Raw genomic sequence first — 21,691 nt, forward strand, 5'->3', positions numbered from 1 at the left:
GTCAGGAGGCGAGCAGGGAGTCGAGCTGCTTGTGCACCCGGTCGGCGTCCTCGCGGTACTTGAGGACCGCGCCGAGGGTGCGGGCGGCGGTCTCCGGGTCCAGGTGGCGGGCGCCGACCAGCTGCAGCGCACGGGCCCAGTCCAGGGTCTCGGCCACGCCCGGCGGCTTGATCAGGTCGGAGTGCCGCAGCTTCTGCACCGCGCGCGCGACGGACGCGGCGAGCCGCTCCGGCACGTCGGGCAGCCTGCTGTGCAGGATCTCGATCTCCCGCTCGATCGTCGGGTGCTCGAGCCAGAGGTAGAGGCAGCGGCGCTTGAGGGCGTCGTGCACCTCGCGGGTCCGGTTGGAGGTGAGGACGACGATCGGCGGCGTCTGCGCGCGCACCTCCCCGACCTCGGGGATGGTGACGGCGTGCTCGGTGAGGACCTCCAGCAGGAAGGCCTCGAACTCGTCGTCGGCGCGGTCGATCTCGTCGATGAGCAGCACCGACGGGCTGGTGCGCAGCGCGCGCAGGATCGGCCGGTCCAGCAGGAAGCGCTCGTCGTAGAGGGAGGACTCGACCGCGTCGGCGTCGAGGTCCCCGCCGGTCGCCTCCAGGGTGCGCAGGTGCAGCAGCTGCCGGGGGAAGTCCCAGTCGTACAGGGCCTGACCGGCGTCGATGCCGTCGTGGCACTGGAGCCGGATCAGCGGTGCGCCGAGGGTCTCGGCGAGGGCCTGCGCCAGCGCGGTCTTGCCGGTACCCGGCTCGCCCTCGCAGAACAGCGGGCGGTTCATCTGCATGGCCAGGTAGGCCGCCGTGGCGAGGCCGTCGTCGGCCAGGTACCCGGTGCCACGCAGCGCGGTGGCGAGGTCGGCCGGGCTCCCTGGTGCCGGACGGGCGGGGTGCCCCGGCGCGCCGGCGGGTGCGGAGTCGTTCACCGAACCAGCATGCCGGACGGGACGCGGCAGCGGCCACAGCAGGCGGCCCCGGCCGCACCCTCCGGAGGGTGTGCGCCCATCCCCGTACAGACGAACGAGCGGCCCGGAAGGTTCGGTTTGCTTCCACACCTGAAATATTCACAGTCGCGAGATAGGTCCGTGATGTGACGTCGTTGACCAGTGCATTTAGGATTGATCTGATAATTACAACGGTGTCACCGTGATTCCGCTCACCGGCCCGATGTTTGACGGATTCTTTTCGCCCGTTCACTGTTCCGCCTCGGCCGGTCCGACCGGAGCGGCCAGCTGAACGAGCCAACATCCGGGCCCGCCGCGCCGAACCACCCCCGTCCTGCGGCAGTCCGGTCCGTCGAGGAATACAGAACGGGACGGGGACGAGAGAGAACACTTCCGCGGGCGTCATGGACGTCGCTCCCCGGTCCCGATCGACGCTCCGCGACGAACGGCGGGCACACCTGTGCCCGGGGACCCAGCGCGGACGTGCGACTGATCGGGCCGGCGCGGTGGGAGCGAAGCACAATGTCTCAGGGACCCAAGGGCCGAAGTCTCCTGCGCGTCGCCGCGGCGGGAATCGTCGCGGTCGGCGCGACGGCTGCGATCGCCGGCACCGCCAACGCCGCCCCGGACAACGTCTGGGACCAGCTCGCGCAGTGCTCTGTTGACCGGACTAGCGGGTTGTGGGCCCGCGTGTCGTCACAGATGGCGGCGTTGCTCGGTGTAGCCGTTAGCGCTTCTGATCACGAAAGCGCGGAGGCTGCTGATGTCGAGGGAACGGGAGCTGCAGGACCTGGAGCTGGGCCGGTGGGGTCGCGTGACTGCGACTGATCACCTGCCGGGCTGGGAGGTACGCGGCCCGGACGGGTGCGCGATTGAGCCGGTGAACGAGTTCCTGGTCGAGCTCGCTGCCCGCGGGATGTCGGCGCACACGGTGCGCAGTTACGCCTATGACCTGCTGCGCTGGTGGCGGTTCTTGGCTGTAGTCGAGGTTCGTTGGGATCGGGCGTCGTCGGCGGAGGTCCGGGATCTGGTGCTGTGGCTGCGGCGCGCCACCAAGCCGGGCGCGTCGCGGCGGCGGGAGTCCGCGGTCACGGCGGGGACGGTGAACCCGGTGACGCGCAAGGCATATCCCGGAGATGGCTATGCGGCCCGGACGGTGCGCCACAGCAATGCGGTGTTGCGGGCGTTCTACGAGTTCTGGATCGACGAACGCGGCGGGGGGCCGCTGGTGAATCCCGTGCCGCGGGAGCGGGACCGGTCCGGTCAGCGTGCGGGCGCGCACCACAATCCGCTGGGCCCGTTCACACCGCGGCCGCGGCTGCGCTACAACCCGCGGCTGCCGCGGTCGCGGCCGCGGGCGATGCCCGATGAGCAGTGGGAGTCGCTTTTCGAGGCGCTGCGCTCGGACCGGGACCGGGCAATGGTGGCCATGGCGGTCAGCAGTGGCGCCCGGATCGGAGAGCTGCTTGGGGTCCGGGGCGCGGACCTGGACTGGGGCGAGCAGCTGGTCCGGGTCCATCGCAAGGGCAGCAACGCACAGCAGTGGCTGCCGGTCTCGGGCGAGACATTCGTGTGGTTGCGTCTCTACATCGAGCAACTCGGCGGCGAGGTGGGACCGGGCGAGCCGCTGTGGCAGACGCTGCGCCGGCGGCACCGTGGCCCAGTCTTGAGGGGGGTAGACGGGGCCACGGTCGATGGGACGCCGCCGAGCGGACCCATCACGGCGGTAACGATCAGCGGGGGCTCGGAGGTTCGGGGACGAAAGCCATTGAGCTATGACGCGTGGCGGGCGGTCATGCGGCGGGCGAACGCGGTGCTCGGCACGAACTGGTCGATGCACGACCTACGGCACACGTGTGCCCTCCGGATGATCCGGGACGACCGGCTGTCGTTGCGGGACGTGCAGACTGTGCTCGGGCACGCCCACTTGACCACGACGCAGCAGTACTTGTGTGACGACGAATCCGTGGTCCTAGGCCGGGTGCACGAGCACTTGGCCAGGCTCGGCGAACCAGCGCCGGTCGCGCCGGCCAGGGCCGCCGACTACGCCGCCGAGGATATGGCGATCTTGCTGGGGCCGTTCTCGGGTCAAGCCGGAGGGCAGCGATGAGCCCGGCGAAGACGGCCCGGTCGATGCCGGCGTCGGTGCCAAACGCTTCCCCGGCGGGGCCGCAGTCGGGAGCACCGCGCGGCATCGACGCAGCGGAATCGGCGGCGATGCAGGTCCCGTCACGCTCGGGCCCGGTCAACGACGTTGATCTGGACCAGGTGCTGGCACTACTGCCGGGGTTGCCGATCTGGCCACCGGCCGGGGGCGGGGAACGCCAGCATCGACTGCGGGGGGCCCGCCGGATCCTGGAGTGGTTGGAGTCATTCCCGGGCGATGGCTGGCAGCAGCGGTGGGTTCTCTCGGGAGCCGACACCGGGGTGGGGTGGCTCGAGGATCTTCGCCGCAAACCAGGCGTCAGAGACCGCTCGGACCTCACCAGCGGCCTGGGCTGTCTGCTGTCGGCGCGCGTGGTGCTGCCCAGCTATGACTTCCTCGCCGCCTACCGCGCCATGAACTTGTTCATCGACGCCCGGCGGTGTCTGAGCCCGACAGCTTTCACCCAGCTCGAGGAGACCGTGCAGGCCCGCAGGCTCGAGGGCCGGATACCTGCCGAGGCCGTGGTGATCTTGACCAAGCTGGTTCTGCACACCGGCCGGGAACTGGAGCAGATCACTGCGGAAGACTTCGCCGAGTTCCGCATCTGGTCCTACACCCACCGCGGCCGCGATCTGCGCGGCACGTTCGTGGCCTGGGACCTGCTCGCTACCGTCACCGAGCTGTCCGGGCCCCGCCCGGAGCCGTGGGAACGCGCCCGGCTCGGCCAACGCAGCCCGGCTGAACTGGTGGACCGCTACCGGATCCAGAACCGCTCGATCCGGGATCTGCTGGTGCGCTACTTGAGCGAATTGGAACAGCGCAGCGACCACAGCACGATGCTGAACCGGTCGAACCAGCTGGTTTCGCTGTTCTGGGTCGATCTGGAGGCCCACCACCCGGGACTGGACTCACTTCGCCTGTCACCGGACATGGTGTCGGCCTGGAAGCGACGGCTCGGTGAGCACAAGCGGGGTGGCAAACGCGCTGCTCTCGGAGTGCAACAGGTCTTGATCACCGTCCGTGCGTTCTACCTCGACCTGGCCGAGTGGGCGATCGAAGACCCCAGCTGGGCGCCATGGGTAGTGCCTTGTCCGATTCCGCGTCGCGACACCGCCAACATTCGGCCGCAAAAACAACGAGCTGCACTGACCGCGCGGATGCACCAGCGCGTCCGCGATCGGCTCCCGCACCTACTGACACTGGCCGAGACCGCGCAGAACTCCCACGCACACTGGGCCGCGGTCCTCACCGCGGCCCAATGCACGGAGATCGGCGCCGAGTTCAGCGTGTCCACCCCCGAGCCAGCCAGCGATTCCACCGAGCAGGACGGCGCGAGTGCCATACCGGGGACAGCGCCCCGCTATCGCCGGGTCGCGCGGCGCAGTCATACCGAGCGCGGCGGCCGATCCTGCGAGCAGTCTTCCGTGACTGTCCAACCCCTGCCCGGTCCTGCAACAGAAGGCCGAGACGAGGACCGGGACGAGCCTGGCGAGCGGATCGACGTAGTCCGGCGTGAGGATAAGACGTTCTGGGCCTGGGCGGTGATCGAAACATTGCGCCACACCGGGCTACGGGTCGAGGAACTACTCGAGCTGACCGAACTGGCGTTGTCGTCCTATCGGCTCCCCCCTACCGGCGAGGTGGTGCCGCTCCTGCAGGTCCTGCCGTCCAAAATCGACGAAGAACGGCTATTGCTGGTCAGCCCGGAACTGGCCAGCGTGCTGGCCAGCATCGTGAGCAGGCTGCGCGCCGACAACGATGGCCGCATACCGGTCGTGTCGCGCTGGGACCATCACGAGCGGGTCTACGGGCCGGTCCTGCCGCACCTATTCCAGCGGCGCGCGGGCCCCACTCGACAGCGGGCGCTGACCCGCGACATGGTGCACCGTCTGCTGCAAGGCACCGTCGACGCGGCTGGACTGCGCGGTCGCGACGGAGAGCCGCTGCGGTTCACCCCACACGACTTTCGGCGCATGTTCGCCACCGAGGCCGTCACAACGGGGCTGCCCGTCCACATCGCTGCCCGGCTGCTCGGCCATCACAGCCTCAACACCACCCAGTCCTACCTAGCGGTGTTCGACGAGGAGTTGATTCGCACCTACCGCACCTACCTCGACCGGCGGCGCGCGGTGCGCCCCAGCGCCGAGTATCGCGAACCCACCCCGGCTGAGTGGGCCGAGTTCGAGCAGCACTTCGAGCGCCGGGCTCTTGAACTGGGCAGCTGCGCGCGGCCCTACGGAACCCCGTGCTCGCACGAGCACGCCTGCCTGCGCTGTCCGATGCAGCGCGTCGACCCCCGCGCCCGCCAGCGACTGGTCACGATCCTTGCCAATCTCACCGACCGCATCGACGAAGCCCGCGTCCACGGCTGGCTCGGCGAACTCGAGGGCCTCGAACACACCCTGCGCGCCGGACAGGCAAAACTCGCCGCCCTCGATCGCTCCGCCCGCACTCACCGAGCGGCGGTCACCGATCTCGGAATGCCCACACCGACCTCGGCCTCGGAGCCAGCACCCGGCCGATCGACGCCCTCGAAGGAGACAGTTCGATGATCACCACACGCCCGAGTCGCGGCCGCAGTTTCACCCCCATCGGACAGCTAAATCGACCTACTCGCGCTGGGGCGGTCGCACCCACCGCGCTACTCCAGATAAGCGAGTCCGGTGGCGACTGGACGATCGATTCTGGCAACGGATACCAGGGTGTTATCCGAACAGATCCACTACAGGGTGATGCAGATCACTGCCCTGCGAGTGGGAGGAGTTGGGGCGCGCGGATGATGTCGTGGCTCGGTCTGGAGGGTTCGTCGTGACGCCCGGGCGCGCGGATTCGGCTGGGCGGTCAGATGTGCGGTGTCGGGGGCTGGCCGAGCTCGTCGAGGAGGGCGCGGAGCTTGGCAGCGATCCGTTGGTGTCGTTCGACTTCGCGGTCCCAGCCGCGGGTCCGGGCGTCGTCGATGAGTTGCTGTTCGACGTCGAGGCGGGCGTGCAGTCGGGGTGCGTAGTCGGGTGTGGTGAGGAACTTCGAGCAGGTCAGGTAGAGGTCGCATTCGCAGGGGCCCTCTTGGGGCAGGCGCAGGCAGCGGCCGAGTTCGAGTTCGGTCTTGTAGAAGTTCGTCGACAGCCAGTTCACCGCCTCGTCGGTGAGTTCGCCGCTGCGGATGGCCTCGGCCTGCGGGCCGGCCAGCACCGCGCCGGGAGTGAGGACGGCCTGGTAGTCGGCGAGCACGACCGGGTCGGACAGGCTGGTGTAGGTCATCGACATGCCGGCCGAGCTGTGCCCGAGGACCTTCATGATGGTCTGGATCTTCGCGCCGCGTTCGCCGAGCTGGGTGCCGATGGTGTGCCGGAACCGGTGTGGGTGGATCAGGGCCCGGCCCTTGTCGTCGACGAACCCGAGCTGTTCGCAGACCCGTTCCAGGCCGCGTTTGAACAGGTAGTCCGGGCTGGCCAGGCGTCCGTTGCGCAGGAACAGGTAGCGGATCTCGCGGCCGAGGTCCGGGTCGAACAGCGACCGGTCGGTCTGGGCGCGACGCTGCGCGATCAGTGCGCGGAGCGCGTCGGCGGCTTCAGGGTGGATCGGCGCTACTCGTTCCTTGCCGGACTTGCCGGCGGCCAACCGGAGCCGATGGGTCCCGTCGGGGTAGGTGTCGAGGCAATCCAGATCGAGCTTGTGGATCTCACCGCTGCGAGCGCCGCTCCAGCGGGCGAGCAGCAGCGCGCAGCGCTGCAGCTGGCAATCCAGCTCGCGGATGCCGTCCATCAGCGGTTCGAGCTGCTCGGCCGGGATGAATCGCGGGACCCGGTCGATGTTGCGCGGGACGTCAGCGGTGGTCAGCGGGGCCCGTGCAGGCATGGCGTCCCAGCCGTGGTTGGCGGCGTGTCGGAAGAACGCGACGACGTGTCTGATCACGTGCTGGCGATAGATGGCCGAGAGTGGCTGGTCGGGGTGTTTCCACTTGCGCTGGTGCGGCAGCCAAGCCAGGAACCCCAGCAGCGCCGGACGATCCAGCCCGGCCAAGCTGGTTTCCTCCGGCCGGGTCTCGATGTGCCAGGCGGCCAGGCGCAACAGCGCCGAGCGGGCCTGGGCGACGGTGCCGGGGCGGCGGGTGACCGCGAGCTCATCGACATAGCGGTCCATCACCGCGCCGACCCCGGGGACGGTGCTCAGCGCGCGGCGGCGTCGGGGGTGTTTGCGCAGTGGCAGGGTCTCGATGACCCCGGTGTGGAACAGCAGGACCCCGGTCTGGGTGGCGTGAGTCATCCAGTTCATCGGGAACCCGGAGCGCTGGTCGGTCGGCATATCGATCTGATCGTTCTCAGGCAGCGAGTGGATGTGGCGGATGCTGTCTCGCAGCTCGTCGATGTCGGCTGCGGTCAGGGTGTGCAGGTCCGGGTCAGCGCGGTGGAGCAGCAGCCGGGGGATGGCCCAGGAATGCTGCCAGTGCACTCCGCTCTTCTTTGCACCGAGCGCGACTGCCCGGTCCAGCAGCTCGGCCATCTGGGCGCGCAGCGCCAACCCGAGCCCGTCGGCGATCGGAAGGATCCGCAGGACCTTGACCCCGAACAGCCAGGTCCAGTCCAGCGGAAGCCGCCCGGTCAGGCTCAGATAGATCAGGTAGGGCCGCGCGTTCAGGCTGGCCCGCGCCGCCGCCGGGTCCACCAGCGCGCCGTGCGCTCGGCGGGGGATGTTGCCGGTCGGCCCCAGGCGTTCAGCGATCGGTCGGCGCATCCAGCGGGCCAGGCTCGGGTAGTGCGCGACGAACTCCGTGCGCGCATCGCGCAATGCCGGGCCCCAGTTCCTCGAGGCCCGCAGCCCGTCCCGGACGAACCGCTCGTACTCCTGCGCCGAGGCGTGCCACGGTTCCGAGAAATCACGGGGCCGGCGCGATGAGCCGCCCGGATCAGCAGCGCCGCTCGGCCCCGACCCGCTCACCGGCGGTCTCCCAGCTCCACGCCGATCTCGAGCGCCGCGCGGTACTCGTCTCGGACCTGGTGGTCAGTGACGCGGGTGTAGACCCTTGTCGAGTCCGGGCTCGCGTGCCCGAGCCGGCGCATCAACGTCAGTTCGCCCATCCCAAGTTCGAACATCCGTGTGGCGTGGGTGTGACGCAGGCTGTGTGGAGTCAGCCAGCTCTCCCGCAGTTCGGCCCGGACTGCGGCGCGCTGGAACATCCGCACCAGCCCGTCGTAGCTCAACGCCTCGCCCCGGCGCTGGCCGCGGCCGCCGACCAGGAACACCACCGAGGACTCGACGTCCGGTGGGCGTTCGAGCAGCAGATAGCGGTTCAGCACCGGCAACGCCCGGTCCTCGAGCAGATCCACCACCCGGTCGCGGCGGCTCTTCTGCCGCGCCCCTGCGGGGTGATCGCCGCGGTGACGGATGGTGACCCGCTTGCGACCGTAGGAGACGTCGTCCAGATGCAAGCCGAGCACCTCACCGGGGCGGAAACCGCCCTCTCGCATCAGCTCGACCAGCGCCCGGTCACGCAGCTTGGTCAGCTGTCCGAGCAGCGCGGTGAACGTCTCGTCCGGTACCGGGCGCGGAAGCGTGTCGACCGTCCGGACTCGCAGCGTGCGGCGGATAGGCCGTTGATCGGCGCTGGTCACCAGCGGCGCCCGGTGCCGCCCCAAGACTTGGGCCGAGACGTGGTCGGCCTCGCGCAAGATCGGATTACTTACACCGATATAGCCACCGCAGCTGATCAGGAACTCATAGAACGACGACACCGCTGCCAACGTGCGGTTGCACGTCCGCGCGGACAGACGCCGTCCCTGCGCGGTCACCAACCCCAGCTGGCTGCGCTGTGCACGGCCAGCCGAGGACTGCTGGCGAAGCCAGGCCAGAAAATCTGTGGCCAGCACCGGCGAGAAGTCGGCCAGCGGGCACCCTCGACCGTCGAGGAACATCAGCAGCTTCAACAGGTCGTAGGCATAGGCCCGCACCGTGTTCGGCGAGTACTCCCGCACCGCCAGCGACCGCAGGAACGCCGACACCTCCGGCACCGGCGAGCCCACGTCGTCGACCACAGCCAAAGCCGGTTCGCCTACTCGTTCTGGAACGCACTTCGCTACTCGCATGGCCCGGCACTAGATCACAAACCACAAGTCTCTGACCTGCAGAGACACCGCGGTCAGAAGTCAGGTGTCCAGATAAAAGGTGGCCTGCAGTTCTCGCCCTCCACCTGGAGCGCCTACGGCGGTCAGGGGTCGGCGGCGAACGCGAGCCGCTCCGAGCAGATCGCCGTCGCCGAGAAGGTGCTGGCGGCGCAGGGCTGGGGCGCCTGGCCCTCCTGCTCCAAGAAGCTGGGCATCACCGGCCACTCGGCCGACACGGGCAAGCGGGTCAAGGCCTCGGCCCCCGCCGCGCCGGCCGCCCCGAAGAAGGCCGCCAAGGCCGCGGGCGGTGGCTACACCGTCAAGTCCGGCGACACCCTCGGGAAGATCGCCGCGGCGCACGGCACCTCGGTCGCGAAGCTGGCCTCGCTGAACGGCATCTCGAACGTGAACGCCATCGGTGTCGGGCAGAGCCTGAACCTGGGCTGATCCCCGTCCGCCCGGACCGCCATCCGGACGGACGTGACGGGGCGCGCGGTGTCCCCAGCACCCGCCCCGGCGGACGACGGCCCGGACCCACCCCTCGGGGTGCGGTCCGGGCCGTTCCCGTCGTTCAGGCCGAGTTGACCCACTCGTCGGTGCCGTCGGTGAACCGCTGGTGCTTCCACACCGGGAGCAGCCGCTTGACCTCGTCGACCAGCTCGGCGCACGCGCCGAACGCCTGCCCGCGGTGCTCCGCGGCCACCGCGCAGGCCAGCGCGACCTCGCCGATGTCCAGCGGACCGATCCGGTGGCTCACCGCCAGCGCGCGCACCCCGTCGCTGCGGGCGGCCACCTGCTCGGCCACCTCCGCGACGATCCGGCCCGCGGTCGGGTGGGCGCTGTACTCCAGGCCGTGCACCGACCGGCCGCCGTCGTGGTCGCGGACCACCCCGGCGAAGGTGACGACGGCGCCGGCCGCGGCGTGCTCGACGAGCCGGGCGTGCTCGTCCACGTCCAGTGGCTCCTCGCCGACCGCGGCCCGCAGGACCGTGGGGTGCTCGCTCATCGGTGGTCCCCTCCGTGCAGCTGGTCGACGGCGTGGTCGAGGACGCCCCCCAGGACGCCCAGGCCGTCCTTCACCCCGCCCGGCGACCCGGGCAGGTTCACGATCAGCGTCCGGCCCGCCACGCCGGCCACCCCACGGGACAGGACGGCCGTGGGCACCTGGGCCTCGCCGGCCCGGCGCACCGCGTCGGCCAGCCCGGGCACCTCGTGGTCCAGCACCGCGCGCGTCACCTCCGGGGTGGCGTCGGTGGGGGAGATCCCGGTCCCGCCGGTGGTGATCACGACGTCCACGCCGTCCGCGACGGCGGCACGCAGCGCCTCGCCGACCGGCTCGCCGTCCGGGACGACGACGGGGTCGGGCGTCGCGTAGCCGCGCTCGCGCAGCCAGCCGGTGATCAGCGGGCCGCCGCGGTCGGTGTAGACCCCTGCCGCGGCCCGGTTCGACGCCGTGACGACACGGGCGGTGCGGGTGTCGCGGTCCGCTCCGGCGTCCGCGCTCACGACCGGTCCTCCGGGCGGGTCCACTGCCCGGTCTTCCCGCCGTCCTTGCGCTCGACCCGCACCGCGTCGAGCACCGCGGCCGGGTCGACCGCCTTGATCATGTCGTGCAGGGTCAGCCCCGCGACGGTGACGGCGGTGAGCGCCTCCATCTCCACCCCGGTGCGGTCGGTGGTCCGGACCTCGGCCCGGATCGCGATCCGCCCGGCGTCGCCCTCGGTGTCGGGCTCGAGATCGACGGTGACGCCGCTGATCGCGATCGGGTGACAGAGGGGGACGAGGTCCGGGGTCCGTTTGGCACCCATGATCCCGGCGATCCGGGCGGTCGCCAGCGCGTCACCCTTCGGCAGCCCGTCGGCGCGGAGCAGGCCCACGACCTCGGCGGTGGTGCGCACGACACCCGTCGCGACCGCGGCCCGGCGGCCCGGCTGCTTGTCCGAGACGTCCACCATGCGGGCGGCGCCTGCCTCGTCGACGTGGCTGAGCTCGCTACTCACGGCGCCGACCCTATACGCCGGGGGTGTGCACGCGGAGTGGCCGCAGACGTTGGTCCGGATGGTCGTAAATTGTGATCTGTATCACGTTTGTGGAACCGAACACAGAGTTTCCTCGAGCGTATCCGCTTCGTGATCGGCGGGAATGACCAGCGGAAACCGTTTATTCGATCTTGATGTGCCCGGAACGTCCGACGCCACGCCGTGTCGCCGTCGACTTTCCCGTCGCCCTGACGTGACCTACCTTCGATCCCGGCCCGACCGACTCCCCCAATGCGGACGGGCTCCGGTACCGCAGTGCTCCCTGTCCGGCGGTCACCGGCCCCCGAGGTACTTCGTGGGACAGGGCCGACCGCGATGCGGATCGGTGGCCACTCCCCGGCCACCGGAACGCGCGCCCACTCCCCGGGCGCACTGGTCGGACGGCGCCACGCGGGAGACCTGCCATGGCTCGATACCGCGGTAAGCATCGCAAACCCAGCACCGCCGGACGCACGATCGCCCGGACCGCCGTCGCCGGCGCCGTCCTCGGAGCCCCCATGCTCGCGATCGTCCCGGCGAACGCCGCCACCGACTCCACCTGGGACGAGCTCGCGCACTGCGAGAGCACCGGGAACTGGGCGGCCAACACCGGCAACGGCTTCTCCGGTGGTCTGCAGTTCACCCCGTCCACCTGGAAGGCCTTCGGCGGCGGCGAGTACGCGTCCGCGGCGCACCAGGCGACCCGTACCGAGCAGATCGCCGTCGCGGAGAAGGTGCTGGCGGAGCAGGGCTGGAACGCCTGGCCGTCGTGCTCCAAGAAGACCGGCGCCTCCGGCTCCTCGACCCCGCGCACGGTCGAGCGCGACTCCGGCTCGCAGGCCCCCACGCGCACCAAGCTGAGCGCCCCGGCGGCCGCGCCGTCCGGCAACACCTACACGGTGAAGTCCGGCGACACCCTCGGCAAGATCGCCGCGGCGCACGGTGTCGGGCACTGGAAGAACCTGCTCGCCAAGAACCCGGGCCTCGGCGCCGGGCAGATGATCCACCCGGGCCAGGTCGTCAACGTCTGATCAGGCCCACCCGGGCTCCCGCCACGTGTGCCCCGGTCCCTTCCCACGGGACCGGGGCACACGTCTGCGTCCGGGGCGCCGGTCGGCCCGGGCCGACCCGTCTCAGGTGGACCCGGCGAGCTTCCGGAGCTGGGCGGGGGTGTCGACGTCGTCCGGCTCGGCGACGTCACCGCACTCGACCAGCTCGAGATCGGTGCTGCCGGACAGGTAGTCCCGGGCCCCGGCGTCGCCCGCGGCGCTGCCCACGACGCCGGACCAGTGGTCGCGGCCGAGCAGCACCGGGTGCCCCGGCACGCCGTCGTACGCGGCGCGGCGCAGCGACGAGTGCGTCGCGCCCGCGCTGACCCGCGCGATGGCCTCCGGCCCGACCCCGGGCAGGTCCACCAGGTGCACGAGCGCGGCGCCCGTCCCGGGCAGGTGGGTCAGCGCGTCCAGCCCGCGGCGCAGCGACGCGCCCATGCCCTCGTCCCAGTCCTCCGCGACGACGACGCCCACGTCGCTGCCGCTGGTACCGAGCCCCGCGCTGCGCAGGACGTCGGTGACGTCGTCGGAGCGCGCACCGAGCACCACGGTGACGGGCCCGCAGCCACCCGCCTGCAGGGCCTTCACCGCACGCACCGCGAGAGGCTCACCGTGCAGGCGGACCAGCGCCTTCGGCGTGCCCATGCGGCGGCCCGCGCCACCGGCGAGCAGCAGTCCCGCGACCACGGTCAGCGGTTGATCTCGGTGACCGGGTGCTCGTAGGGCACGCTGTCGACCGGGAACTCGACATCACCGAACGGGGACATGTTCCCCTGCACCGGGCCCATGAGCTCGGTGAGCGGGTGCTCGCCGTCCGGCAGGTGCGGCCAGCTCGGGTCGATCCGGTCGGTGTCCAGGGGCTTCGCGGCCATCGGTTCCTCCAGCGTCGGGTGTCCGGCGGGGCCGGGGCGGTGTCACCCGTCAGTATCCCGGACGGCGCTCGTCCTGTCCGTCCCGGTGCGTCCCGGACCACCCGACTACCCTGGTGGTGGTGCAGACGTCGCTGGTCGAGTGGTTGCGCGCGCAGGACGACGGGTTCCTCGCCGCGCTCCTGCGTACGCGTCCGGACCTCGCCGTCCCCCCGCCGTCGGATCTGACGGTGCTGGCGACCCGGGCCTCCATCCGGGCCTCGGTGCAGCGCACCTGCGAGGAACTCGGCACGGTCCCGCTGACCGTGCTCGAGGCACTGGTCCTCGCCGGTGCCGGCCGGTCCCCGGTGGACGGTTCGACGGCTGCGCACGGCCCCCGCTGGTGGCTGGGCCCCGACGTCGACGAGGCGACCTTCCGGGAGGGCCTGGGGCCGCTGCGGGCCCGGGCACTGGTCTGGGGCCCGGACGACGCGCTGTCGGCCGTCCCGGCGGCCGCGGAGGCCGTCGGGCCCTGGCCGGGCGGGCTCGGCGGCGAGGCCGCGGGTCCCGCGGCGACGTCCGAACTGGACACGCTGCTGGCAGGCGTGACCGACGAGGAGCGCCGCGTGCTCGACGTCCTCGCGGCCGGACCGCCGATCGGCCGCTCGCGCGGCGCGACGGGGAGCTCCGGCCCGGTCGGCTCGCTGGTCACCAAGGGGCTCCTGGTGCGCCGGGACGCCGAGACCGTCGAGCTGCCGCGCCAGGTGGCCGTCGCGCTGCGCGGCGACCGCCCGATGGGCCGGCTCGAGGTCTCCCGGCCGGACGTCACGGTGCGCGAGCGTGATCCGGCCACGGTGGACGGCACCGGCGCCGGCGCGGCCATGGAGTTCCTGCGCCGGGTGGACCTGGTGCTGGAGTACCTGGGAGCCGAGGCCCCCGGTGTGCTGCGCTCCGGCGGGTTCGGGGTGCGGGAGCTTCGCCGCGCGGCGAAGGAGGCCGACACCGACGAGGGCACGGCCGCCCTGATCCTCGAGATCCTGCTCGGCGCCGACCTGATCGGCGACACCGAGTCGGTGAACCCCGAGTGGCTGCCCACCCCCGAGGCCGACGTGTGGGCCGCCGCCCCCGAGGAGTCGCGCTGGGCGGTCCTCGCCCGGACCTGGCTGGAGCTGCCGCGGCTGCCCGGCGTCGTCGGCCGCCGCGACGAGGCCGGCAAGCCGATCGGCGCGCTGTCCGACGGCCCGCGCCGCCCACCCGCCCCGAAGGACCGGCGCCGGATCCTCCAGACGCTCGCGGACCTGCCCGACGGGAGCGCCGTCGGCTCCGCCGACGACCTCGCGCGGGTGCTGGCGTGGGCGGCCCCGCGCCGCGGGGGCCGGCTGCGCGACGAGATGGTCACCTGGACCGTCGCCGAGGCGACGACCGTCGGTGTGGTCGCCCTCGATGCCGTCACCACCGCCGGGCGGGTCCTGCTCGACCCGGCGACCCGGGACGCACGGCACCCGACCGCGGTGGCCGCGGCGCTGCACGCGGCGCTGCCCGCACCGGTCGAGGAGATCCTCCTGCAGGCCGACCTCACCGCCGTCGCCCCGGGCCGGCTGTCGGCCGACCTGGCACACGAGCTGGCGACCCTCGCCGACGTCGAGTCCGCGGGCGGGGCGACCGTGTACCGGTTCACCGAGCGGAGCCTGCGCCGCGCGCTCGACACCGGGCGCACCGCCGAGGACGTGCGGGCCTTCCTCGAGGCCCGCTCGCGGACCCCGGTGCCGCAGACGCTGACCTACCTGGTCGACGACGTCGCCCGCCGGCACGGGCGGCTGCGTGGCGGCGCCGTGGCCGCCTTCCTGCGGTCCGACGACGAGGTGCTGCTCTCCGAGGTGCTCGCGCACGAGGCGGCGGCCGAGCTGGGTCTGCGCCGGATCGCGCCGACGGTCGTGGTCAGCTCGCTGCCGCTGGCCGAGGTGCTCGACGGGCTCCGGGCCGCCGGGTTCAGCCCGGCCGCCGAGGACGCCGGCGGCGCGGTGCTCGATCTCGCGGGGAAGGGCAGGCGGGCCGAGTCGCGCCGCCGTGGGGGCAACGCCCGCACCGGCGGGGTCGTGCACGACGGCCCGTCGGACCGGGCGGACGAGATCGTGGAACGCCTGCGGGCCGGGGACGCACTGGCCGGGGTCCGGCGCAGCGTGGCGGGGCGGCGGGAGTCGACCGGGTCGACCGGCGACCTGGCGTCGCTGCAGTCGGCGGTCCGCGAGGGCCGGACGGTGTGGATCGGCTACGTCGACGCGCACGGCGTGGCCGGCGACCGGGTGCTGGCGCCGACCTCGGTGGGCGGTGGCGTCGTCGAGGGCCGCGATGCCCTCGACGGCGAGCTCCGCCGGATCCAGCTGCACCGGATCACGTCGATCGCCCCGGTGGAGGAGTCCGGCGGGGCCGGGGCCCGGTCCTAGCGGGCCCCGGCGGCCATCCGCTGGTGCATGGCGTGCTGCACCAGCGCGATGAGCGTCTCCTTGGTCGACTGCCGGTGGCGGGCGTCGCACACCACCATCGGGACGGCCGGGTCGATCGACATGGCCTCGCGGACGTCCTCGAGGCCGTGCTGCAGGTGACCGTCGAAGGCGTTCACACCCACCACGTAGGGCAGGTTGCGGTCCTCGAAGAAGTCGATCGCGGCGAACGAGTCGGCCAGCCGGCGGGTGTCGACCAGGACGACGGCGCCGATCGCGCCGCGGACCAGGTCGTCCCACATGAACCAGAAGCGTTGCTGGCCGGGCGTCCCGAACAGGTAGAGCACCAGGTCGGAGTCCAGCGAGACGCGGCCGAAGTCCATCGCGACCGTCGTCGAGCGCTTGTTGGGGGTGGCGGAGAGGTCGTCGTGCGACGAGCTCGCCTCGGTCATCACGGCCTCGGTGGTCAGCGGCATGATCTCCGAGACCGACCCGACGAACGTGGTCTTGCCGACGCCGAATCCGCCGGCCACGACGATCTTGGCCGACATCGTGGCCGTGCGGGCCGGGCCGGCAGCGGGTTGGGGCGGCTGTGGCCTAGAGCCGACGGAGTCCACTCAACACCCTTTCCATCAGCGCGAGGTCCGGCATGTCGCCGGGGGTGCTCGCGGTCTGGTGAACGGTCACCGTGCCGCTCGAGGCCATGTCCCCGAGCAGCACCCGGGCCACGCCCAGGGGGAGCGACAGCAGCGCCGCGACCTCCGCGACCGAGCGGGTCTGCTCGAGCAGGAGGTCGGCGACGGAACGGTGCTCCATCGGCAGTCGTTCCAGCTGGCTGCGGGCCCGGTTGCTGACCGAGACCAGGGTCTCGACGGCCAGCTCGTAGCCCGACTTCGTCCGGCCGCGCGTCCACGCGTAGGGCCGCACGAAGGCGGCCCCGCCCGCGGCCGGAGGGGGCGGCGCCGCTGCCGCGGGAGTCGTCGGGGGTTGCGGGGGCTGCTGGTGTGCGGCCTCCGCCTCGGCCCGGGTCGGAGGGAGCCCGTAGGCGGCCGAACCGGCGATCGGACCCGTCATCTCGGCCGGAGCCGGTGGCGGGACCTGCTGCCGGTCGTCCGTGGCGGGTGCGCCCTGGTCGTCGTCGGACCGGTTGCGACCCCACCGCCGCTTCTTCGGCTTGCGCCTCGAGTCCAGGCTGAACCCGTTCATCACGTCCGCGAACGTGGGCTCGGGGCCCGAGTCGCCCGGGTTCTGGGTCATCGGATCTCACCCGCTCTGGTCGATCCTCGGATGGGGTGCATGACGGTATCGTCTCCGGCTGCCTGCTCGGTGGAGCTGGTCGCTCAGGGCCCGAAGGATCCCTGGAGCTCCGCGCGGAGCTCCGGCGTGAGCAGCTGGCCGACCCGGTCGACCAGCAGCGTCATCTCGTACCCGACGAGGCCGATGTCGCAGCTCGGCGACGCGAGCACGGCCAGGCACGAGCCGTCGCTGATGGACATGAGCAGGACGATCCCGCGGTCCATCTCGACGACGGTCTGCACGACGCCACCGGCGTCGAAGCAGCGTGCCGCGCCCTGGGTCAGGCTGACGAGGCCGGACGCGACCGCGGCCAGCTGGTCGGCGCGGTCCCGGGGGAGCCGGTCCGACGCGGTCAGCAGCAGCCCGTCGGCCGACACCACGATCGCGTGTGCGACGCCAGGGACGCGCTCGGCGAAGTTGGTGACCAGCCAGCCGAAACGGCTCTGACTGGGCTGTGCCTGCGGTGCCCTCACTGGTTCTCCTCGGGGTCGGACGGGTTCGGTCGGTCACCGGACGGCTCGGGGGTGCCGTCGGTGCTGGTCGTGCGCCGGGCGCCGGAGGCGCTCTCCCGGCCCTGGCGCACACCCTGCTGGTAGCTGGCCAGTCGGCCGCGGACGCTCTCGGCGTCGCGCGGCTCCCCGGCCGGTGGGGGGCTGAGCACGGTGGATCCTGCCGCACTGCCCGGGAGCAGGCGCGCGCGCGGGCGCCGCTTGGGCAGACCGGCCGTGGTCAGATCGTCCGGACGGTCACCCTCGTCCCCGTCGCCGACCTCGCGGGCCTGCCGCCACGCGTCGTCGGCGGGAGAGGCGAACCCCTGGTCGGGCCCCGCCTCCGCGGGGTCCGCGGTGAGTTGCTCGGCCGGTGCGGCGGTGGCCCGCCCGGACTGTGCGGCGGGGCCGCCCGCCTGGGCGGGCGTGCCGTCCTGCCAGCGGACCGGCACCGAGCGGTTGGACCGGAACCAGGCCGACGCGATGTCGTCGAAGATCGGCGTGGTCTGGCCCATGTCGAACTCGTCGCCGTGCCCGCGGGCCGACTCGACGGCACCGGGACGGCGGAGCTGCCCGCGGTCGCCCTCGACGGGCACCTTCGGCGCGAAGAGCTCCTCCTGGCCGCCGCCGGTCGCACCGGGCTGTGCCGGTCCGGCCGTGGCGTCACGGGCGGGCACCTGCCGCTTCGGGAGCGCGGGCGCGGCGCCCGGCTGCGGGGCCCCGTTCGCGCCGCCCGGAGCGGTGGCCGGAGCGCCCGTGGCGGGTGTGCCGGCGGTGCCCTGGCCCTGTGCACGCTGCGGCAGTGCGGGGCCCTGCGGACCGGGGGCGGGCCGCCGGGTCGGCAGCGGCGACGGGGCGCCGCCCGGTCCGCGGCCACCCGGCATCACCGGACGCCCGCCGGCACCGGGTCCGGCGCCGTTGGTCCGGGAGGCGGGCGGGCCGCCCATCGGCTCGCGCCCGGCGGGCCGCACGGTCGGGATGGCGGCCGTCGAGGTGTCCTCCTCGGCCGTGTCGCCGCCGTCGGGACCGTCCTCGGCGCCGTCCTCGGTGGCGCCGGCGCCGGTCGTGCGGTCGCCGGTCGCCGGGCTCCCGGTCGCGGCGTCGTCGGACGCGCGGTCGTCGGCCGTGGCGTCGTCGTCGCCCGTGTCGTCGGTCGCGGTGTCCGGGGCCGAGAGGGCCTCGGCCGCGCCGCTCCCGCGGGCGGGGTCCTCGGCGTCGTCGGCGGTGTCCGGCCCGTCGGGGTCGGCCGTACCGGCGCCGGAGACGGCGGCGCCGGCCGCCGCGGCACCCGCGACGGCGGCCGCCCCGGTGACACCGGTGGCGGTCCCGCCGTCGGAGTCCGCGGGGTCCGTGTCGGTACCGCTCGGATCGGCCCCGGTGGCCCCTGCCGGTCCGGTCCCGGAGGGGAGGGGACCGGTGGTGCCGGTGGCGGCGTCCGCGGCACCGGCGGCCAGGGCCGCGTCGGCTCCGAGCGGTGCGTCGTCGTCGGCCTCGGGCTCGGTGGCGTCCGCCTCCGGGGCCGAGGTCCCGGGTCCCTCCGTCCCGTCGTCGCCGGGATCGTCGTCGGCCGTGCCGGTCCGGTCGGCCGCGGGCGGCGGGCCGTCCCCGGTCGCCGCGTCCATCACGACGGTGTCGTCGAGGTCCCGCTCGGCGGGCGGGCCCTGGCGCCCGTCCCCGGTGCCGGAGCGTGCGGCCGCACCGGCCGCGGCCGCACCGGCGATCCCGAGCGCGGCGGCCGTACCGGCACCCGGGTGGGCCCGGTCGTCGTCGCCGGCGTCGTCGTCGCCGGAGAGCTCACCGGTGGTGTCGTCGCCGGGCTCACGTCCGGCGGGCCCGCGGCCGCCCCGGAAGGCGTCCGGGCCGCGCGGCGGACCGCCGGCACCCGGCGCCGGGCCGGGCTCCGGCGTCGTGCCGGCGCCGGTCTCGGTGGCGGGGGTGAAGACGTCGGAGGGCGAGCGCTCCTCGCGGCCGGCGGCGTCGTGGGACGGGGCGAACGCCTGCAGCCCGCCCGGGGCCGACCCGTTCGCCGCCGTTCCCTGACCGTCGGGCGCCTCCTCGGACGGCGCGTTGCGACGCAGGGACGACCCGGGCTTGCGGGTCGGCAGCGCGGACGACGAGCCGTTGCGGGCGCCACCGCTCACGGCGGCGCCGGTCTCGAAGGTGGGCGTCAGCGGACCGTCGGAGCCGGCCACCATCGAGGGCAGCGAGCCACCCCGGCCGGATCCGTTGATCGCGACCGCCGGTGCCGGGGCGTCACCGGACGGACCGGCGGGGGGCTCCGGCAGCGCGGGGGCCTGCGGCTCCGGGGGCAGCGGGGGTGCGCCCCGCTCCGGGCCGGCCGGACCGCCGTCGCGGCGCTGCTCGGGCAGCTGGGCGGAGGGCACCAGGTGCGGCGGGACCGTCACCGAGGCGCTCAGGCCGCCGGAGCCGCCGCCCGCGGTACCGGACAGGCGGATCCCGACCCGGTGCCGCGCGGCCAGGCGGCCGACCACGAACAGGCCCATCCGGCGGGAGGCCGAGACATCGACCTCGGCCGGGCCGGACAGCCGCTGGTTCGCGTCGACGAGCTCGGAGTCCGTCATGCCGACACCGCGGTCGGAGATCTCGACCAGCAGCGACTCGTCCGCCGTGCGGGTCGTGGACATGACGACCTGCGAGTCCGGCGGGGAGAAGTTGGTCGCGTTGTCCAGCAGCTCGGCCAGCAGGTGGACGAGGTCGTTCGCGGCGCGGCCGGCGATCGTCGCGTTCGGCGGGGTCTGCACGACGACCCGCTGGTACTGCTCGACCTCGGACACCGCGGCCCGCAGCACGTCGACCACCTGGACGGGTGCGACGTTCCGCTTGGCGAGGTCGGTGCCCGCGAGCACCAGCAGGTTCTCGCTGTTGCGTCGCATACGGGTCGCGAGGTGGTCGAGCTGGAACAGGTTGGACAGCTGGTCCGGGTCCTGCTCGTTGCTCTCCAGCTGCTCGATCAGCTGCAGCTGACGCTCGACCAGCGCCTGCGAGCGCCGGGACAGGTTGACGAACATGCTGTTGACGTTCTGCTGCAGCGCGGCCTGGTCGGCGGCGAGACGGATCGCCTGGCCGTGCACCGCGTCGAACGCGCGCGCCACCTCGCCGATCTCGTCCCGGCTGTCCAGCGGCACCGGCTCGACCAGTGCGTTCGGGGCCTGGCCCGCCCGCATCGATTGGACCGCCGCGGGCAGCCTGCGCTCCGCGACCTCCAGCGCCGAGCTGCGCAGCAGGCGCAGCGAGCGGACCATCTGCCTGCCGAGCAGCAGGATGATGCCACCGGTCAGCAGCAGGGTCAGCATCAGCAGCACCGAGTTCAGGCCCGCGGTGTTGCCGGCCTCCTCGGCGGCGGCGGCCCGGCCGTCCACGAACGCCTGCTCGGCGGCCTGCGTCGACCGATCGACCGCCTGCGCCGAGCGGTCGACCGCCGCGTTCCAGGCGGCCGGGTCGATCGGCAGCGCCGCACCGGGGGGCGCGGCGAGGGCCTGGTCGCGCAGGGCGTTGCGCTCCGCGTTGGCCGGGTCCGCGGCGAAGTCGCCGAAGGTCTCCGTCTGCTCGGGGGTCAGCGACGAGGCGAAGTCGCCCGCGGCGGACTGGAACGCCGCCTCGGCGCCGGTCACCTGGGCCCGCTGGGCCTCGTCGAGCTGGCCGCCCGCGATCGCGCCGTTGATCACGGTGCGCTCGAGCTCGACCGCCTCCCGGGCGTCGGCGCCGGAGCCGAGTGCGGTGGTCAGACCGGCGGTCTCCGCGGTCTGCAGCCGCCCGACGAGTGCCCGGTCCAGGCCGAGCGTCCGCTGGACGACCGAGGTGTAGCGGGTGCTGACGTCGGTGGCCGGCGTCGGCCCGTCCGCGACCTGGGACCGGATGACGGGCAGCTGCCCCAGCGTCGTCTCGGCCTGCCGGCGGGCGGTGGCCAGCTGCGGGGCCTGCTCCTCGGCGGCGTCGAGCTGGTCGGTCGTGGTGCGCAGCGCGTCGTCGGTCGCAGCCTGCGCGGAGTCGACGGCGGCCCGGTCACCCAGCCGGTTCCCGGCGAGGAAGGTGACGGCGGTGTCGCGCTCGGCCTGCAGCGCCCCCGTCAGCGTCTCGATCTGACGGTGCACGTCGACCAGGCCGCTGCCGCGGCCCAGTTCCTCGGCCACGTTGGCCTGGTCGACGACCCGGATGGCGCCGATGCTCAGGGCGAGCACGGTGGGGACCAGGCCCACGACCGCCAGCTTGGCGACGAGGCTCCAGTTCCGCGGGTCGAGTCGCTCCGAGAGGGTGCTCGGGCGTTCCGCGCTGGTCACGGTGGTCACGGCGAGGTCTCCCTGTCGGTCTCCGGTCCGGGCACGGGTGACGCTCCCGGGTGTTCCCGG

At 73.1% G+C, this 21,691-nt stretch carries 17 protein-coding genes and 1 pseudogene; 6 read left to right on the plus strand and 12 right to left on the minus strand.

Annotation, left to right across the window (positions count from 1 at the left end; translation table 11 throughout):
* Position 1 precedes the first annotated feature (1 nt).
* Positions 2-919, minus strand: coding sequence for a MoxR family ATPase (locus AD017_RS15610; protein ID WP_010242377.1), 918 nt, complete (start codon positions 917-919; stop codon positions 2-4).
* Positions 920-1,817: 898 nt separating this feature from the next.
* On the opposite strand from AD017_RS15610, the gene AD017_RS15615 reads away from it, so the two are divergent.
* Together AD017_RS15615 and AD017_RS15620 are read left to right on the plus strand one after the other, a co-directional pair.
* The gene (locus AD017_RS15615) at positions 1,818-3,047 is read left to right on the plus strand and encodes a tyrosine-type recombinase/integrase (protein ID WP_227013333.1); all 1,230 of its coding nucleotides are present in this window, start codon (positions 1,818-1,820) and stop codon (positions 3,045-3,047) included.
* Positions 3,044-5,635, plus strand: a complete 2,592-nt coding sequence (locus AD017_RS15620; RefSeq protein WP_227012956.1) for a site-specific integrase — start codon at positions 3,044-3,046, stop codon at positions 5,633-5,635. The genes AD017_RS15615 and AD017_RS15620 overlap by 4 nt, the downstream gene beginning before the upstream one ends.
* Positions 5,636-5,924: 289 nt before the next feature.
* Here the strand turns inward: AD017_RS15620 and AD017_RS36315 are convergent, their stop codons facing one another.
* Both AD017_RS36315 and AD017_RS15630 read right to left on the minus strand, forming a co-directional pair.
* Positions 5,925-7,868, minus strand: coding sequence for a tyrosine-type recombinase/integrase (locus tag AD017_RS36315; protein WP_227013334.1), 1,944 nt, complete (start codon positions 7,866-7,868; stop codon positions 5,925-5,927).
* A gap of 146 nt (positions 7,869-8,014) precedes the next feature.
* Positions 8,015-9,112 carry a tyrosine-type recombinase/integrase gene (locus AD017_RS15630; protein WP_168172826.1) on the minus strand — a complete coding sequence of 366 codons (1,098 nt, stop codon included), beginning with the start codon at positions 9,110-9,112 and terminating at the stop codon, positions 8,015-8,017.
* A gap of 135 nt (positions 9,113-9,247) precedes the next feature.
* Between AD017_RS15630 and AD017_RS37225 the strand changes: the two are divergent.
* Positions 9,248-9,319: pseudogene (locus AD017_RS37225) on the plus strand (transglycosylase); the annotation flags it as partial.
* Between the two features lie 21 nt (positions 9,320-9,340).
* Positions 9,341-9,628 (plus strand): LysM domain-containing protein, encoded by a 288-nt coding sequence (locus AD017_RS37230; protein ID WP_304440544.1) that lies wholly within the window; start codon positions 9,341-9,343, stop codon positions 9,626-9,628.
* A gap of 124 nt (positions 9,629-9,752) precedes the next feature.
* On the opposite strand, the gene AD017_RS37420 is transcribed toward AD017_RS37230, so the two are convergent.
* From AD017_RS37420 to moaC, 3 genes are read right to left on the minus strand one after another with little or no spacing between them, the layout of a single operon-like run.
* Positions 9,753-10,187, minus strand: coding sequence for a molybdenum cofactor biosynthesis protein MoaE (locus AD017_RS37420; RefSeq protein WP_010242381.1), 435 nt, complete (start codon positions 10,185-10,187; stop codon positions 9,753-9,755).
* Positions 10,184-10,687, minus strand: a complete 504-nt coding sequence (locus AD017_RS37425; protein WP_060576423.1) for a molybdenum cofactor biosynthesis protein B — start codon at positions 10,685-10,687, stop codon at positions 10,184-10,186. Before AD017_RS37425 ends, AD017_RS37420 begins: the two co-directional genes overlap by 4 nt.
* Positions 10,684-11,136, minus strand: a complete 453-nt coding sequence (moaC, locus tag AD017_RS15650; protein ID WP_010242385.1) for a cyclic pyranopterin monophosphate synthase MoaC — start codon at positions 11,134-11,136, stop codon at positions 10,684-10,686. The genes AD017_RS37425 and moaC overlap by 4 nt, the downstream gene beginning before the upstream one ends.
* A 488-nt stretch (positions 11,137-11,624) precedes the next feature.
* Here moaC and AD017_RS15655 point away from each other — a divergent pair, with 488 nt between their 5' ends.
* Positions 11,625-12,230, plus strand: a complete 606-nt coding sequence (locus AD017_RS15655) for a transglycosylase family protein (protein ID WP_060574670.1) — start codon at positions 11,625-11,627, stop codon at positions 12,228-12,230.
* 102 nt (positions 12,231-12,332) lie between these two features.
* Here AD017_RS15655 and AD017_RS15660 read toward each other — a convergent pair whose 3' ends face one another.
* Both AD017_RS15660 and AD017_RS15665 read right to left on the minus strand, forming a co-directional pair.
* Positions 12,333-12,938: an NTP transferase domain-containing protein gene (locus tag AD017_RS15660; protein WP_075298066.1), complete on the minus strand. Its 606-nt coding sequence runs from the start codon at positions 12,936-12,938 to the stop codon at positions 12,333-12,335.
* A gap of 2 nt (positions 12,939-12,940) precedes the next feature.
* Positions 12,941-13,123, minus strand: a complete 183-nt coding sequence (locus AD017_RS15665; RefSeq protein WP_010242391.1) for a hypothetical protein — start codon at positions 13,121-13,123, stop codon at positions 12,941-12,943.
* 116 nt (positions 13,124-13,239) lie between these two features.
* On the opposite strand from AD017_RS15665, the gene AD017_RS15670 reads away from it, so the two are divergent.
* A complete protein-coding gene (locus tag AD017_RS15670) occupies positions 13,240-15,543 on the plus strand; it encodes a helicase-associated domain-containing protein (RefSeq protein WP_060576425.1) in 2,304 nt (767 codons plus the stop codon).
* On the opposite strand, the gene AD017_RS15675 is transcribed toward AD017_RS15670, so the two are convergent.
* The 4 genes from AD017_RS15675 to AD017_RS35815 form a co-directional block, all read right to left on the minus strand.
* The gene (locus AD017_RS15675; protein ID WP_010235349.1) at positions 15,540-16,091 is read right to left on the minus strand and encodes an ATP/GTP-binding protein; all 552 of its coding nucleotides are present in this window, start codon (positions 16,089-16,091) and stop codon (positions 15,540-15,542) included. The two genes, AD017_RS15670 and AD017_RS15675, sit on opposite strands and share 4 nt — an antisense overlap.
* A gap of 46 nt (positions 16,092-16,137) precedes the next feature.
* Complete coding sequence (locus AD017_RS15680) at positions 16,138-16,797, minus strand: DUF742 domain-containing protein (protein WP_010235346.1); 660 nt, start codon at positions 16,795-16,797, stop codon at positions 16,138-16,140.
* Positions 16,798-16,880: 83 nt separating this feature from the next.
* Entirely contained in the window at positions 16,881-17,309 is a 429-nt protein-coding gene (locus tag AD017_RS15685) for a roadblock/LC7 domain-containing protein (RefSeq protein ID WP_010235343.1), read from the minus strand.
* Positions 17,306-21,631, minus strand: a complete 4,326-nt coding sequence (locus AD017_RS35815) for a nitrate- and nitrite sensing domain-containing protein (protein ID WP_060574671.1) — start codon at positions 21,629-21,631, stop codon at positions 17,306-17,308. Before AD017_RS35815 ends, AD017_RS15685 begins: the two co-directional genes overlap by 4 nt.
* Positions 21,632-21,691: the final 60 nt, after the last annotated feature.

Origin of the sequence: Pseudonocardia sp. EC080619-01 (genome assembly GCF_001420995.1) — a bacterium.
Taxonomy (GTDB): domain Bacteria; phylum Actinomycetota; class Actinomycetes; order Mycobacteriales; family Pseudonocardiaceae; genus Pseudonocardia.